General features: G+C 67.0%; 14 protein-coding genes. 4 read left to right on the top strand and 10 right to left on the bottom strand.

Annotated features, from left to right (window positions below):
* The 9 genes from VGR67_06845 to VGR67_06805 all read right to left on the bottom strand — a co-directional run.
* Nucleotides 1–502, bottom strand: a 502-nt coding sequence (locus VGR67_06845) for a hypothetical protein (protein ID HEV8336111.1), incomplete at its 3' end; no start/stop codon positions are given.
* A gap of 197 nt (nucleotides 503–699) precedes the next feature.
* A complete protein-coding gene (gene phoU / locus VGR67_06840) occupies nucleotides 700–1,404 on the bottom strand; it encodes a phosphate signaling complex protein PhoU (GenBank protein HEV8336110.1) in 705 nt (234 codons plus the stop codon).
* A 17-nt stretch (nucleotides 1,405–1,421) separates the two neighbouring features.
* Entirely contained in the window at nucleotides 1,422–2,222 is an 801-nt protein-coding gene (gene pstB / locus VGR67_06835) for a phosphate ABC transporter ATP-binding protein PstB (GenBank protein ID HEV8336109.1), read from the bottom strand.
* Between the two features lie 47 nt (nucleotides 2,223–2,269).
* On the bottom strand, nucleotides 2,270–3,118 hold the full coding sequence (gene pstA, locus VGR67_06830) for a phosphate ABC transporter permease PstA (protein HEV8336108.1): 849 nt from the start codon (nucleotides 3,116–3,118) through the stop codon (nucleotides 2,270–2,272).
* Nucleotides 3,119–3,123: 5 nt separating this feature from the next.
* The gene (gene pstC, locus VGR67_06825; GenBank protein ID HEV8336107.1) at nucleotides 3,124–4,080 is read right to left on the bottom strand and encodes a phosphate ABC transporter permease subunit PstC; all 957 of its coding nucleotides are present in this window, start codon (nucleotides 4,078–4,080) and stop codon (nucleotides 3,124–3,126) included.
* A gap of 16 nt (nucleotides 4,081–4,096) precedes the next feature.
* A complete protein-coding gene (gene pstS / locus VGR67_06820; GenBank protein ID HEV8336106.1) occupies nucleotides 4,097–5,137 on the bottom strand; it encodes a phosphate ABC transporter substrate-binding protein PstS in 1,041 nt (346 codons plus the stop codon).
* Between the two features lie 28 nt (nucleotides 5,138–5,165).
* Nucleotides 5,166–6,311, bottom strand: a complete 1,146-nt coding sequence (locus tag VGR67_06815) for a porin (protein HEV8336105.1) — start codon at nucleotides 6,309–6,311, stop codon at nucleotides 5,166–5,168.
* A gap of 388 nt (nucleotides 6,312–6,699) precedes the next feature.
* Complete coding sequence (locus VGR67_06810; protein ID HEV8336104.1) at nucleotides 6,700–8,418, bottom strand: ATP-binding protein; 1,719 nt, start codon at nucleotides 8,416–8,418, stop codon at nucleotides 6,700–6,702.
* A 51-nt stretch (nucleotides 8,419–8,469) separates the two neighbouring features.
* Entirely contained in the window at nucleotides 8,470–9,174 is a 705-nt protein-coding gene (locus tag VGR67_06805; protein HEV8336103.1) for a response regulator transcription factor, read from the bottom strand.
* A 293-nt stretch (nucleotides 9,175–9,467) separates the two neighbouring features.
* Between VGR67_06805 and gcvT the strand changes: the two genes are divergently transcribed.
* The 4 genes from gcvT to gcvPB are packed head-to-tail and all read left to right on the top strand — an operon-like array spanning nucleotide 9,468 to nucleotide 13,794.
* Nucleotides 9,468–10,565 (top strand): glycine cleavage system aminomethyltransferase GcvT, encoded by a 1,098-nt coding sequence (gcvT, locus tag VGR67_06800; protein HEV8336102.1) that lies wholly within the window; start codon nucleotides 9,468–9,470, stop codon nucleotides 10,563–10,565.
* Nucleotides 10,562–10,963 carry a glycine cleavage system protein GcvH gene (gcvH, locus tag VGR67_06795; GenBank protein ID HEV8336101.1) on the top strand — a complete coding sequence of 134 codons (402 nt, stop codon included), beginning with the start codon at nucleotides 10,562–10,564 and terminating at the stop codon, nucleotides 10,961–10,963. Before gcvT ends, gcvH begins: the two co-directional genes overlap by 4 nt.
* A 3-nt stretch (nucleotides 10,964–10,966) precedes the next feature.
* Nucleotides 10,967–12,313: an aminomethyl-transferring glycine dehydrogenase subunit GcvPA gene (gene gcvPA / locus VGR67_06790; protein ID HEV8336100.1), complete on the top strand. Its 1,347-nt coding sequence runs from the start codon at nucleotides 10,967–10,969 to the stop codon at nucleotides 12,311–12,313.
* Entirely contained in the window at nucleotides 12,310–13,794 is a 1,485-nt protein-coding gene (gcvPB, locus tag VGR67_06785) for an aminomethyl-transferring glycine dehydrogenase subunit GcvPB (GenBank protein ID HEV8336099.1), read from the top strand. Before gcvPA ends, gcvPB begins: the two co-directional genes overlap by 4 nt.
* 3 nt (nucleotides 13,795–13,797) lie before the next feature.
* Here gcvPB and VGR67_06780 read toward each other — a convergent pair whose 3' ends face one another.
* Nucleotides 13,798–14,073, bottom strand: coding sequence for a 2Fe-2S iron-sulfur cluster-binding protein (locus VGR67_06780; protein ID HEV8336098.1), 276 nt, complete (start codon nucleotides 14,071–14,073; stop codon nucleotides 13,798–13,800).
* Nucleotides 14,074–14,149 lie beyond the last annotated feature (76 nt).

The raw sequence follows: 14,149 nt of genomic DNA, 5'->3' as shown, positions 1-14,149 counted from the left end.
TGAGCCCCTCGATCTGGACCTCGCGCGAGGCGTTCGGCCCGGTCGTGGTGTTGTTGGCCACGTAGGTGCGGCCGAGCAGGATCAAGCCGCCCCACGTCCCCGTCACGCTCAGCGCGTCCTCGGGGCTGTCGTAGGGGAACGATCCCGGATTCGACCCGATGTTGTCGTCGTCGATGTTGGTGAAGACGATCGGCTTCAACCCGGTGCCCAGAGCGTTGATCTTCGAGCCGCGCGTGATCACCAGCGTGCCGGGATCGTTCGTGCCGGGAGTCATCGAGTCGGGCCAGCCGCGCACCACCGTTCCCGGCTCGATCGTCAGCGTTGCGCCGTTGGTCACGTAGATCACGGTCTCAAGCAGGTACTCGTTGTCGGCCGTCCAGGTCGTGCTGGTGGTGATGTTGCCGGTGATCGGGATGGAGGCGGCCGCCGCCGGGAGCGACGCTGCCAAGACGATCCCGCCGAGGAGCCCGAGGCGCCGGAGCTTTCGCAGTGTCCCTTTCATGCTGGTGATTCCCCCTCTTCTGAGGCGTCGTCATGGGCTAGCTGAAGAGCGGCATCGGAGCGCGATGAATGCGCCCGGAATCTACGGGAGCGATGTTGCGGCGGGGAGGCGCAGAGGTGACAAATTCGGGACGACGCGGCGCCGCGCGGACCGGAGCGGGAGGATGCCTTGCGGGGCGTGGAGGCGGGAGCCGGCCCTCAGGGCGCCGCGGGCGTCGAGCCGCCCGGCGGGAGCTTCGCGGCGGAGGGATGCCGGACGTCGCGGCCTTCACAGAGGTAGATCACCATCTGGGCGATGTTCGTGGCGTGATCGGCGACGCGCTCGAGATACTTGGCGATGAACGTGATCCGCAGGGCGCGGGTGACGCTCTTGGGATCCTCGATCATGTAGGTCAAGAGCTCGCGGAACAGCTGGACGTTGAGCCGATCCACGCCCTCGTCCTGGCTGAGCACTTCCTGGGCCTCGGCCGGGTTGCGGTTCACGAAGGCGTCCAGCGCCTGGTGGACCATCCCCGCCGCGGTCGAGGCCATCCGGGGGACGTCGATGTACGGCTTGAGCGGCGGCTCCTCGTTCAGCTCGATCGCCCGCTCCGCGATGTTCACCGTGAGATCGCCGATGCGCTCGAGGTCGGTGACGATCTTCAGGGCGGTCGTGATGAAGCGGAGATCGGAGGCGGCGGGCTGCCGGAGCGCCAGAAGGCTCACCGAAAGGTGATCGATTTCGAGCTCCGCGTTGTCGACGCGCGGATCCGAGGCGATGACGCTGCGGGCCAGATCGGAATCACGGTTCAGCAGCGACTTCATGGCGGAGGCGATCATCATCTCGACCGTGCCGCCGAGCAGAAGAATCTTGTCCTTCAGCTCCTGCAGCTCCCGCTCGTACTGCCGGCTGGTGTGTTCCACGCGGAGCGCTCCTCCGTCTAGCCGAATCGGCCGGTGATGTAATCCTCGGTGCGGCGATCCGAGGGGTTCGTGAAGATCTTGGCGGTGTCGCCCATTTCGATCAGCTCGCCGCTCAAGAGGAAGGCGGTCCGATCGGAGACGCGGGCCGCCTGCTGCATGTTATGCGTGACGATCACGACCGTGTAGCTCTTGCGCAGCTCCTCGATCAGCTCCTCGATGCGGGCGGTGGAGATCGGGTCGAGGGCGGAACAGGGCTCGTCCATGAGGATCACCTCGGGATCCACCGCCAGCACCCGGGCCAGGCAGAGACGCTGCTGCTGGCCTCCCGAAAGGGCGATGGCGGACGTGTGGAGCCGGTCGCGGACCTCTTCCCACAGCGCCGCCTGCCTCAGGCTCTTCTCGACGACCCCCTCCAGATCGGAGCGCCGCGCGCTTCGATGGATCCGGGGGCCGAAGGCGACGTTCTCGAAGATCGATTTGGGGAAGGGGTTCGGTTTCTGGAACAGCATGCCGACGCGCCGGCGCAGATCCACGAGATCGGTGCCCGGCGCGTAGACGTCCTTGCCGTCGAAGAGCACCTCTCCTTCGACCCGAATCGTGGTGCCGATCTCGGCGATCCGGTTGATCGACTTGATGAGCGTCGACTTGCCGCAACCGGAAGGGCCGATGATGGCGGTGACGCTGCGGTCGGGAACCTCCAGGGAGATTCCAGCCAGGGCCCGCCGGTCGCCGTAATAGAAGCTCAGGTTCTGGATCGACACCCGCGAGACGCCGGAGGGCTCGCCGCGGGATTGCCCTTCGCGTCCTTCCGGAGGCATCGGGCGGACCATCGGAGGCATCGGCCGCTCGGGGGCGGAGGTCCGCATCATGGGCGGTGCATCCTCTCGAGACGCGCGGTGGCGACGCGGGCCAGGATCGAGAACAGGAGGACGGCGAAGATCAAGACCGTCGCGCCGGCCCAGGCCTGCCGGTGCCAGTCCTCGTATGGGGAGATGGCGTAGGTGAATATCTGCACCGTCAGCGACGCCATCGGCTGGTCGAGACGGGTCGACCAGTACCGGTTGTTGAACGAGGTGAACAGCAGCGGCGCCGTCTCGCCCGCGATGCGCGCGAGCGCCACCAGCACTCCCGTCAGGATGCCGGGAAGCGCCGCCGGGAGGATAACACGGAAAACCGCCCGCGCCCGCGTCGCCCCGAGGGCCAAGGCCCCCTCGCGCAGGGTCTCGGGAACCAGGTTCAGCAGCTCCTCCGTGGTCCGGACGATGAGCGGGATCATCATCACCCCGAGCGCCAGCCCTCCCGCCAGCGCGGAGAACCTCCGGAAGGGAAGGACCGCCAGGCCATAGGCGAAGATCCCGACGACGATCGACGGGACTCCGTTCAGGACGTCGGCGGCGAAGCGGGCCGCCGTCGACAGGGAGCTCTTACGGTATTCCGAGAGGTAGATTCCCGTGAGGACCCCGACGGGGACGGCCAGGAGGGCGGCGATGCCGATCAGCACCACCGTTCCGACCATCGCGTTGGCCATTCCCCCGCCCGCCTCTCCCACGGGCTGGGGCGTCCGTGTGAAGAAATCGAGGCTCAGGGAGGGAAGGCCTTGCTTCAGGACGAAGAACAGGATGAAGGCGAGCGGAATCAAGGCGAGGAGGACGGAGGCGCCGCAGAAAACCACGAACGCGGCCGACACCGCCTTTCGCCGGATCGGATGGCGCACGAGCCTCATCCGAGAACCGCCGAAGCGCTGGCCGAGCGCTTTCCGGCGCCGCCCACGCGCCAGATCAAGAGCCGGGACAGGGAATTGATGGCCACCGTGACGATGAACAGGACGAGGCCGATCTCCACGAGTGCGTGGAGATAGAGATCATCCGCCGCTTCGGTGAATTCGTTGGCCAGGACGGCGGCCATCGTGTACTGGGGAGCGAACAGCGAAAGAGAGATCTGAGGATTGTTCCCGATCACCATCGTCACGGCCATCGTCTCCCCCAGGGCTCTTCCCAGGCCCAGCATGATCGCTCCCAGGATTCCGGTCCGCCCGTAATAGAGGGTCATTCGGATCGCCTCCCAGCGCGTGGCGCCGAGCGCGTAAGCCGCCTCCCTCTGATGGAACGGCACCGCCTTGAGGATCTCCCGCGCAACGCTCGCCGTGAACGGAATGATCATCACCGACAGGACCAGGGACGCCGCCAGAAGCCCGATCCCCAAAGGAGGGCCGCTGAAGAACGGCGTCGCCCGCAGCCATCCCGGGACGTGCGCCTCCAGGATTCGTACCGCAGGGACGAGGACGAAGATCCCCCACATGCCGTAGACGATGGAGGGGATGGCGGCCAGCAGCTCGGTGAGGAACACCAGCGGCCGCTTCAGGGCGTGCGGCGAGATCTCGGACAGGAAGATCGCGATGCCCAGCGCGATCGGCGTCGACAGGAGCAGCGCCAGCAGCGACGAGTAGAGCGTTCCCCAGAGGAAGGGAAGGGCGCCGAATTGTCCGGCGACCGGATCCCAGATCGTAGTCCTCCAGAAGCTCAAGCCAAACTTCTGGATCGAAAGCCACGAGTCGCGCGTCAGGGTCACGGCGATCCCGGCCACGGCGAGGAGAACGAGAGCCGCCGCCGCTCCGGTCACCCATCGGAACGCCTTTCCTTCCCGCGAGCTCGTCGAGGACGGCGAAACCCAAGGCATCGGAGCCTCTCGAGATCTACTTCGTCTTGACCTTGCCCAGCGCGGCCATCTCGAGCTTCACGACCGCCTCGGGAAGCGGGGCGTACCCCAGCTCGCCGGCGAAGCGCTGTCCGTCGCTGAGCGCCCACTTCAGGAAGTCCACCATGATCCGGCCGCGCTGCTTGTCCTTGGGGTTCTGATAATACAGCAGCCAGGTGAACGAGGAGACCGGATAGACGCCTTTTCCCGGGGCGTTGGTGATCGAGACGCGGAAATCGGCGGGCATCTTCGTGGCGGCTGAGGCGGCCGCGGCCGTGACCGCTTCGACCGACGCCCGGACGAACTCCCCGTCGGCGTTGCGCACCGAGCCGAAAGGGATCTTGTTCTGCAGCGCGTAGATCAGCTCGACGTATCCGAGGGAGGCGGGAGTCTGCTTGACGAGCCCGGCCACCCCTTCGTTCCCTTTGCCGCCCAGTCCGACGGGCCAGTTCACCGCCGTGGCCACGCCCACCGTCTTGCGGTATTCGGGCGATACCTTGGAGAGGTATTCGCACCAGATGTAGGAAGTGCCCGAGCCGTCGGAGCGATGGACGACGGTGATCTCCTGGGCCGGGAGACTCACCGACGGATTGTCCTTGGCCAGGGCGGGGTCGTTCCACTTGGTGATCTTCCCCAGGAAGATGTCGGCGAGGACCTGGCCGGAAAACTTGAGCTCGGCGTCGACCCCGGGCAGGTTGTAGACGGGAACCACCGCGCCCAGGACCGTCGGAAAGTGCAGGATGGGCCCGGGGGCTCCGAGCTGCTGCTCGGGGGTCATCGGGCCGTCGGTGGCCCCGAAGAAGACGGTCTGATTGGAGAGCTGCCGGATGCCTCCTCCCGAGCCGATCGACTGGTAGTTGATCTGCACGTCGGGATGGAGCTTGTTGTATTCGGAGAACCACTTGGAGTAGATCGGGTAGGGGAACGTCGCGCCGGCGCCGTTGATCTGCATGGGCGCGGCGATCGGCGGAGGAGGCGAGGTGCAGCCGAGAACCAGGAGCAGGACCAGGAAGACCCTCGAGAGCATCTTCATCGTCATCGACCTCGTCTGAAAGAGCGCCGCGGCGCTAGAAGTTGAAAAGAGCGTGCAGGGCGTAACGCTTCTCATCGGGCTTCGCCAGCAAGGGATCGTAGGTGACTTCTTCATAGTCCAGCAGCAGGGACGCGGCGACCGGCCTCTGAATCGCGAACCAGTAGGCCACCCCCGCGATCTTCCGCTCCTTCTCGGCCTCCACGTCCGTGTCGGGCTTCAACCGATCCCACCGAAGGAGCATCTCCCATTGTCCCACCGCCGCGGGGGGCGGGGAGCCATCGCGGGATTGAGGGGTTCTGGTGAACTTCGGCACGACCCACACCGACCACCCTTTTCCTTCGATTTCCGGCGCGGCGGCGGTGAGCTGGTCCTTGGCGTCGAGATGCTCGACGCTGGCGTTCACGTACTTGTGCTCGAAGGTGGCGTTGAGGATCAGTCGGGTCCGAGCGTCGTCGCTGGCGTAATGGTCGGCGTCGTAGAAGGCGGTGAGCCGCAGCCCTTTGATGATCCCCCCGTTCGGGACGGGCCGCAGCGTCGCCCGGATCTGAATCGCCTTCTGATCGTTGGGATCGGCCTTGGTGTAGCCGTCGCCGTTGTAGTAGCCGGCGTGCAGGTCGCCGAAGTTGCCGGGGAAGTTGTAGTGGGCCGACAGGGCGAAATCCGATGAGGTGATGTACTTCTCGGCGTCGGCGAACGTGGGCCCCTGGAACCGATAGCGATAGACCGATTCGGCGTAGTCGACGTAGGGGGTCTGCTGGAGGCCGAGCCGGACCCAGGATCCTTTCGACCAGGCGTCGTCGAAGTTGAACTGTCCGTAGGCGTACTTGAGCCGGAAGGTCAGGCTGCCGTCGACGTTGCCGCCCGATCCGGTCTCCCGCACGATGTCGGGCGTGATGCGAAAGCCGATGAGATGATGCAGCGTGCCGGTGACGTTGAGGTACGCCCGCTTCACGTCGAACGCGGTGGGATGGATTTCATTCCCATCGACGTCCAGCGTGGTCGGCTCGTCGGTATAGGTGTAGTCGGTGAAGATGGTCCCTCCGACCTTCACGGTCGGCGTGTCGTCCGCGCCCGTGTATCCCGCCGCGGGGGTGACCTGCGCGGAAACCGATTGGTTGAAAGCCGGTGCGAGGCTCGCGAGAGCGGCCAGGGCCAGGACGAGGGCCTTCGACGGGGACATCGCTCGGATTCCTCCATGCGTTGGGCCTGACTTCAGGCCGGACGATAGAACCGTTCTGTGACGGAAGCGTGACAACGGTGTGAGCGGGACGTGACAAGCCGGGATCCGGGCCGGCATTTTCCGAGTCTCGATGCCCCTCCTTTCTGCCGGCACTCCCCTTTGGCGGGCCGATCGGCCTCGCCGGTCGGCCCAATCGGCCGTCACAATGTCACGGTGAGGTGACGGCATTACGGCGTGAGAGTGGCAACTCGGTGACGAGTTTCTGGTGCGTACTGCGCGAAGGCATGCGCTCGAAAGCGGCGACGACGGCCGCGGGCGACCGGCCGCGGGCGCGTGACGAACCCGTCACGAGGTCGCGGCGTTGTCGTGGGGTGGCTGGCCAGCGCGATCAGGCTGCCGGCAGGGTGAGCCGGAAGGAGGTCCCCTCGCCGGGAGTGCTCTCGACTTCGAGGGTCCCCCCCATTGCCAGGGTGAGGTGCTTGGCGATCGCCAAGCCCAGACCGGTGCCCCCCTCCCGGCGGTCGCGCGACCGTTCGACCCGATAGAAGCGCTCGAAGACGCGCTCGATCTCGGCGGGCGGGATGCCGATCCCGGTGTCGGTCACCCGGAGGTCGACGTACCCTTCGCGGGCCGAGCCGGAAAGGACGATCTCGCCGCCGTCCGGCGTGAATTTCACCGCGTTGTCCATCAGGTTGATCAGAACCTGGGCCAGCCGATCGCGATCGGCCCACGGAGAGGGGAGAGTGTCAGGGAGGTCGAGGAGCACTCGCTGATTCTTGCGTCGGGCCAGCGGCAGGATCACCGCCTCCGCCTGCGCCGCGACGTCGCGAAGCGGCACCGGACCGAGGCTCAGCTTCGCCTTCCCCTGCTCCACCCGCGAGAGATCGAGGAGATCGGCGATGAGCGCCTGGAGCCTCTCGGCATGGCGGTGGATGACCCGGACGAACTCGGCCGCCTTCTCCGGATCCTTCAACCCGCCGTCCCGCAGCGTCTCCGCGTATCCCCGGATCGCTGTGAGAGGCGTCCGCAGCTCGTGCGACACGTTCGCCACGAACTCCCGCCGGACCCTCTCCAGGCGCTTGAGCTCGGTGATGTCGTGGAACACGGCCACCGTCCCCACGATCCGCCCCTCCTCGCGCACCGGAGCCAGGCTGGCCTGCAGCGTCTTGTCGGCCGAGCCTCCGAGGGCGATCTCGCGGTGGAAAGGGGCCGTGGCGTGGCGGGCCTGCTCGAGGATCTCCTGCAGGGCCGGCACCCGCGCCACCTCCAGCGGACGCCTTCCCGCGAGGGGCGCGCTGGCGTCGAAGATCCTCTCGAAGGCGCCGTTCGCCAGCAGGATCGTTCCCTCGGCGTCGGTGAGGAGGACCCCCTCCACCATCCCGTCGACGACCGACTGGAGCTGGTGGCGCTCGCGGGAGAGCAGCAGCAGTCTCTTTTCCAGCTCCTCGGCCATCCGGTTCAGCGAGCGGGCGAGGTGATCCATCTCGTCGCTTCCCCCCGGCCGGACGCGGGCCGCGCTCCTTCCCGCCGCGATCTCCGAGGCGGCGCGCGCCATGTCCTCCAGCCTTCGGGCGGTGCGGCGGGCCAGCATCCATCCGAGGACCACGGCGCACAGGACGGAGAGGAGAAGAGGAAGGATCAGGAGGAGAAGAAGGTGGCTCCGCGCGCTGCGGACGGCGGTGAGGGGGAGGGCGAGCCGGACCACTCCGCGGCTTGCATCGTCGGGATCGATGCGGCGAGCGACGTACAGGAGCGTCTGGCCGAGCGTGCTGCTGTAGCGCTGCGACGTGCCCGCGCCTTCCCGCAGCGCGCCGGCGATTTCCGGCCGGTGCCCGTGGTTCTCGACGCGCGCCAGCTCCTCCCCGTCCAGATCCGTATCCCCCAGGACCTTGCCGTCGGCGGCGACGATCGTGACCCGGACGCCGAGATCCCGCCCGTATTCATCCGCCCTTTCATCCGCCGTCGCGGCTAGGTCCTTCTCCGTGAGCAGCATCCTCTGCACGAGGCGGGACTCGAGCCCCAGCTCGGCGGAGGCGCGATCGGAGAGGTAGGATCCGACGATGCGATAGAAGAACAGGCCGGTGAGCAGCGTCGAAAGCCCGGCCACCAGGGCGAAGGAAAGAGTCAGACGGTCGCGAAGCCTCAGAGGCGTTCCTTTTCAGTCGGATGAATCGGAGCCGTCGGGCCGGAAGCGGTAGCCGACCCCGCGCACCGTCTGGATCCACTCTCCCGCCGCGCCGAGCTTCGCCCGGAGACGCTTGACATGAGTGTCGACGGTGCGGGTCTCCACGTCGCCCCCGTAGCCCCACACTTCGCTGAGCAGCTGCTCGCGGCTGAAGGCGCGGCCGGGGCGGCGGGCCAGCCGGTGGAGGAGCTTGAACTCCGTGGAAGTGAGATCGACCTCGCTGCCTCTCAGCCGGACCGAATGCGACGCGAGATCGATGACCAGCGGATCGAAGACGAGGGGCCTTTCGATCTCTTCCGGATCGTGCCCTTCCCGCCTCAAGATAGCCTGGACGCGCAGGACCAGCTCGCGCGGCGAGAAGGGCTTGACGACGTAGTCGTCCGCTCCCAGCTCGAAGCCCACCACCCGGTCCACCTCCTCGCCCCGCGCCGTGAGCATGAGGATCGGAATCCTGCGGGTCTTCTCGTCCTGCCGGAGAAGGCGCGCCACCTCCGTGCCGGGAAAGGCGGGAAGCATGAGATCGAGCACGATGAGATCGGGGCGCTCCCGGCGCGCCAGATCGAGCGCCTGCTTGCCGTCCGCCGCGGCATGAACCCGGAACCCGGCCTGCACGAGATGGTAGCGGACGAGCTCGACGATGTCTCGCTCGTCGTCGACCACCAGCACGCTCTGGGACATGAGGAGTCTCCTCGAGATCGATTCTCCGATTATAGTGCGACGCCCGCCGTCGGCGGCGGATCGAACGCGCCTCCCAGTTTGAGGAGAACTTGAAGAGAACCGGTGACGAAGGGGTGACACTTGGGTGACGCGATGCGCGATCGGGGGCCGGGGGGAAGCCGAGAATATCCCTGATTTGTTGGGCTTAAACGCCGATTCTCGCCGCGGCGGGCGCATTTGACACCCCCCTCGGGCGTGCGCTAGTATGCGGCCTCCCTGGAAGAGATTCATCGGAGAAATCGTTGCGGTCCGAGGTGACCGGTCTGCGGAAGACTCCTCTCAACGACGCGATCCGCCGCTTGGGAGCCCGCCTCGTCGATTTCGCGGGCTGGGAGATGCCGGTCCAGTTCCAATCGGTGATCGAGGAGCATCTGGCCGTCCGCGCGCGGGCGGGGCTCTTCGACGTCAGTCACATGGGAGAGATCGAGATCACCGGCACGGAGGCGCTCGCCCTCCTGCAGCATCTCACTCCCAACGACGTCGCGTCGCTGGCCCCGGGCCAGGCCCAGTACAGCGCCCTGCTCACGCCGCAGGCGACGTTCGTGGACGACGTCCTGATCTACCGGCTGGAGCCCGAGCGGTTCCTCCTCTGCGTCAACTCGTCCAACACGGCCAAGGACTTCTCCTACGTGCGGGCGAGCGCCGCCCGGCTTCGGGCGGACGTGGCGGACGTAAGCGATGCCTACGCCCAACTGGCGCTGCAGGGGCCGCTCGCCGGCGCGATTCTGGCGCGCGTGACCGGCGCGGAGGTCGGCGCGATCCGCTCGTATCACTTCGTCGAAGCGGAGGTCGCCGGGGCCCGGGCGATCCTTTCCCGGACCGGATATACCGGGGAGGACGGCTTCGAGATCTATCTGCCGCCCGGGCGCGCCGAGACGGTGTGGAACGTGCTTCTGGAAGCCGGCAAGGGGGAGGGCATCGCTCCCTGCGGCCTCGGGGCCCGCGACACGCTGCGTCTGGAAGCCCGGCTGCCGCTTTACGGAAACGACATCGACGAAACGGTCACGCCCCTCGAGGCGGGATTGGGGTTCATGGTGAAATTCGCGAAAGGGGAGTTTCTCGGTTCCGCCATCCTGCGCGAGCAGCACGAGCGCGGCGTGACGAAACGGCTGATCGGCTTCGAGATGACGGGACGCGGCATCGCCCGGCACGGCTATCCCCTGCGCGTCGAAGGGCGCGAATCGGGGAGCGTGACGAGCGGCAGCTACGCCCCCTTTCTGAAGAAGAACATCGGGCTCGGCTACGCCCCGGCCGGCTCGGCCCGGATCGGCCAGCGGATCGAAGTGGTCATCCGGGACGCGGCGGTGCCCGGGATCATCGTGAAGACTCCTTTCTACAAGAGGCGGGCATGAGCGAAAAGCGCCAGGGCTATCCCTCGGATCGCAAGTACACCCGGGAGCACGAATGGGTGCGCCTGGAGGGGGGCGTGGGCATCATCGGCATCACCGAGTACGCCCAGTCGGAGCTGGGGGACGTGGTCTTCGTGGATCTTCCGGAGAAGGGGCGGGCCCTGGCGGCGGGAGAGGAGCTCGGGACGATCGAATCGGTGAAGGCCGTCTCCGAAATCTACGCGCCCGTCTCGGGAGAAGTGGTGGAGGTCAACGAGGCTCTCCGGGATCATCCCGAGAAAGTCAACGGCGATCCCTACGGGGATGGCTGGCTCGTGAAAGTCCGCGTGGGAGACCGGCCGGAGGTCGATGGCTTGCTGTCGTCGGAGGCCTATCGCAGCCATGTGGAGGAGGGCGAGTAGGACGTGCGCTACATTCCGTCCAGCCCCGGAGAGCGCCGGCGTCTGCTCGAAGCCATCGGGCTGCGCCACGCCGGAGAGCTGTTCGACTCGATTCCCCGTGAGTTCCGGCTCGAGCGCCCGCTGAGCCTTCCGGATCCGATGCCGGAGGCCGATCTCGTCGAGCATCTTCGCGGCCTGTCCGAGCAGAACCTCGATCCCCGCGAGGCCGCGGTGTTCCTGGGGGCGGGAGCCTACCGCCACTTCATTCCGGCGGTCGTCGATCACCTGATCTCCCGTTCCGAGTTCTATTCCTCGTACACTCCTTATCAGCCCGAGTTCAGCCAGGGGACGCTGCAGGCGATCTTCGAATTCCAGACGCTGATCTGCCAGCTCACTTCCCTGGACGTCGCCAACGCGTCGCTTTACGACGGGGCCTCGGCGCTCGGAGAAGGCATCCTGCTCGCCCACCGGGCCCGGCGGCGCCGCCGGATCGTGGCCGCCTCGACCGTCCATCCGGAGTATCTCAAGGTCGCGGCGACGCTCACCTCGCGCCTCGACCTCCGGATCGAGACGCTTCCTTCCGGGGCGGACGGTCTCGTCGATCCAGGCCGCCTGGCGCAGAGCCTCGATCCGGAGACCGCGGCGGTCGTGATCCAGCAGCCCAACTTCCTGGGCCGGCTGGAGGAGGTGGAGCCGATCGCCGAGGCAGCCCACCGCGCCGGCGCGCTGCTGCTCGTGGTCGTGAACGAGGCCGTCAGCCTGGGATTGCTGAAGGGGCCCGGCAGCCAGGGCGCCGACGCCGTCCTCGGGGAGGCGCAGTCGCTCGGCGTCCCCCTCTCTTTCGGAGGGCCGTACCTGGGGTTCATGGCGATCCGCTCCGACTTCCTCCGGGAGCTTCCGGGAAGACTCGTCGGACAGGCGCGGGACGGCGCGGGGAGGACGGGCTACGTGCTCACGCTGGCGACGCGCGAGCAACACATCCGACGCGAGCGGGCCACCTCGAACATCTGCACGAACCAGGGGCTGTGCATGCTCGCCGCCTCGATCTTCCTCGCGACGCTCGGGAAGCAGGGGATGAGGGATCTGGCCGACCTCAACCGGGCCCGCGCGGAGTACGCCAAATCGAGGCTCTCCCGGATTCCGGGCTGCCGCATCCCGCACGGCGGTCCGACCTTCAACGAATTCGTCCTCGAGCTGCCGCGCGAGGCGAAACCGCTGCATCGGGCGCTGCTCCGCGAGGGGATCGTGGCGGGGCTGCCGCTCGCCGACTACTTCCCGGAACGAAAGCGCGATCTTCTCCTGGCGTTCACCGAGGTGAACTCCAAAAGCCAGATCGACCGCCTCGCCGAGGCCCTGGGGGAGGCCCGATGAGCGTGCCGAAGGTCCCTCCGAAGCGGCCGGAGGGGCTGCTGTTCGAGCAAAGCACCCCCGGGAAGCGGGGCTGCGAGGTTCCGGCCGCGCAAGTGCCCGCCGCCGCTCCGCTCGATCCCCGATTCACCCGCGAGACGATCGAGGGATTTCCCGAGCTGTCGGAGCGCGAGGTGGTGCGCCACTTCACCCGCATCTCGCGGCTCAACTATGGGAACGACGAGGGGCTCTATCCCCTCGGCTCGTGCACGATGAAATACAACCCGAAGGTGAACGAGAAAGCGGCGCGGCTGGAGGGCTTCGCGGAGGCCCATCCGCTCGTTCCGGAAGAGGCGGCGCAGGGCAGCCTCCGGGTGCTCTCCGAGCTGGAGAGGTTCCTGTGCGAGATCGCCGGAATGGACGCCTTCACGCTGCAGCCCGCTGCCGGGGCCCAGGGGGAGCTGACCGGGATCCGGATGGTGCGCGCCTTCCACGAAAGCCGCGGCAACCCGCGGCAGGTCGTCCTGATTCCCGACTCGGCCCACGGGACCAACCCCGCCTCGGCGCATCTCTGCGGATACCGGGTGGAGGAGATCGGCTCCGATCCTCGCGGCTGCGTCGATCTGCCGCACCTCCGGGAGCGCATGTCGGAGGACGTCGCGGTCCTGATGCTGACGAATCCGAACACTCTGGGAGTCTTCGAGACCGAGATCGGGGAGATCTGCCGGGTGGTGCACGAGCGCGGCGGCATGGTCTATCTCGACGGAGCGAACCTCAACGCGTTCGTGGGCGTGGCGCGTCCGGGCGACATGGGCGCCGACGTGATGCACGTGAATCTCCACAAGACCTTCTCCACGCCGCACGGCGGCGGCGGCCCGGGGAGCGGGCCCGTCGGCGTGAAAGAGCCGCTGGCGCGGTTCCTGCCGGTGCCCCGGGTCGTCCGGACCGAGGCCGGATACCGGTGGCGCTCCGATTTTCCCGACTCCATCGGCAGGGTGCATGCCTTCCACGGAAACTTCGGAATGGTGCTGCGGGCTTACGCCTACATCCTCGCCAACGGCGCGGCGGGGCTGCGGGAGATCGCCGAGACCGCCGTCCTGAACGCCAATTACGTCCGCAAGCAGCTCGAAGGCACCTATCACCTGCCCTATTCCTCTCCCACCCTGCACGAAGTGATCTTCTCCGATCGAAACCTCGAGAAGCACGGCGTGCGGACCCTCGACGTGGCGAAGCGCCTCATGGACTACGGCTTTCACCCGCCGACGATCTACTTCCCGCTGATTGTGAAAGGGGCGCTGATGATCGAGCCGACCGAGAGCGAAGGGATTCGGGAGCTCGACGCCTTCATCGAGGCGATGATCCGGATCGCCCGGGAAGCGGAGGAGGATCCCGAGATTCTCCGGACGGCGCCGCACAGCACACCGATCGGCCGGCTCGACGAGGCGGCCGCGGCGCGCAAGCCGATCCTCCGGTGGACTCCGGCCGCCTCGAAGGGCGAGGCGTAAGCGCTAGTTAAAGGAAATTCCCTCGGGCAGCCCGCAGATCTCCATTCCTTCCGTCACTTTGACGCGGCAGGCGAGAGCCTTCTTCTCGAGGGCTCCCGCGCGGTAGGCGAAGATGCAATTGTGGCAATCGCCGTTCCAGCAGAAACGGCTGTACGAGATCTCGAAGGAGAGGTGCTGCAGGATCCGCAGCAAGGTGTTGTTCTCCGGAACCACGAACTCCTTCCCGGCGATCCGGATCCGGATCTCTTTTTCGTAATCATCGAGAAGACTCGTTTCCATGGTATCGGGCCATCCTGAAGGCGGAGAGGCTCTTCCGTGCCAATGTAGGGTCCCGCCGGGCCGGGATCAAGAAGAG

The organism is Candidatus Polarisedimenticolia bacterium (assembly GCA_036004685.1).
In the GTDB taxonomy this organism is placed as follows: Bacteria; Acidobacteriota; Polarisedimenticolia; order Gp22-AA2; family AA152; genus DASYRE01.
Note: the sequence above shows the minus strand (reverse complement) of the source record. Positions and strands in the feature narration are given on the sequence as shown.

What these genes read in the sequence shown, in the direction of transcription:
- pstB (HEV8336109.1), bottom strand. Translation starts at nt 2,222, where the DNA reads ATGCCTCCGGAAGGACGCGAAGGGCAATCCCGCGGCGAGCCCTCCGGC.
- pstC (HEV8336107.1), bottom strand. Translation starts at nt 4,080, where the DNA reads ATGCCTTGGGTTTCGCCGTCCTCGACGAGCTCGCGGGAAGGAAAGGCG.
- pstS (HEV8336106.1), bottom strand. Translation starts at nt 5,137, where the DNA reads ATGACGATGAAGATGCTCTCGAGGGTCTTCCTGGTCCTGCTCCTGGTT.
- VGR67_06815 (HEV8336105.1), bottom strand. Translation starts at nt 6,311, where the DNA reads ATGTCCCCGTCGAAGGCCCTCGTCCTGGCCCTGGCCGCTCTCGCGAGC.
- VGR67_06805 (HEV8336103.1), bottom strand. Translation starts at nt 9,174, where the DNA reads ATGTCCCAGAGCGTGCTGGTGGTCGACGACGAGCGAGACATCGTCGAG.
- gcvH (HEV8336101.1), top strand. Translation starts at nt 10,562, where the DNA reads ATGAGCGAAAAGCGCCAGGGCTATCCCTCGGATCGCAAGTACACCCGG.
- gcvPB (HEV8336099.1), top strand. Translation starts at nt 12,310, where the DNA reads ATGAGCGTGCCGAAGGTCCCTCCGAAGCGGCCGGAGGGGCTGCTGTTC.
- VGR67_06780 (HEV8336098.1), bottom strand. Translation starts at nt 14,073, where the DNA reads ATGGAAACGAGTCTTCTCGATGATTACGAAAAAGAGATCCGGATCCGG.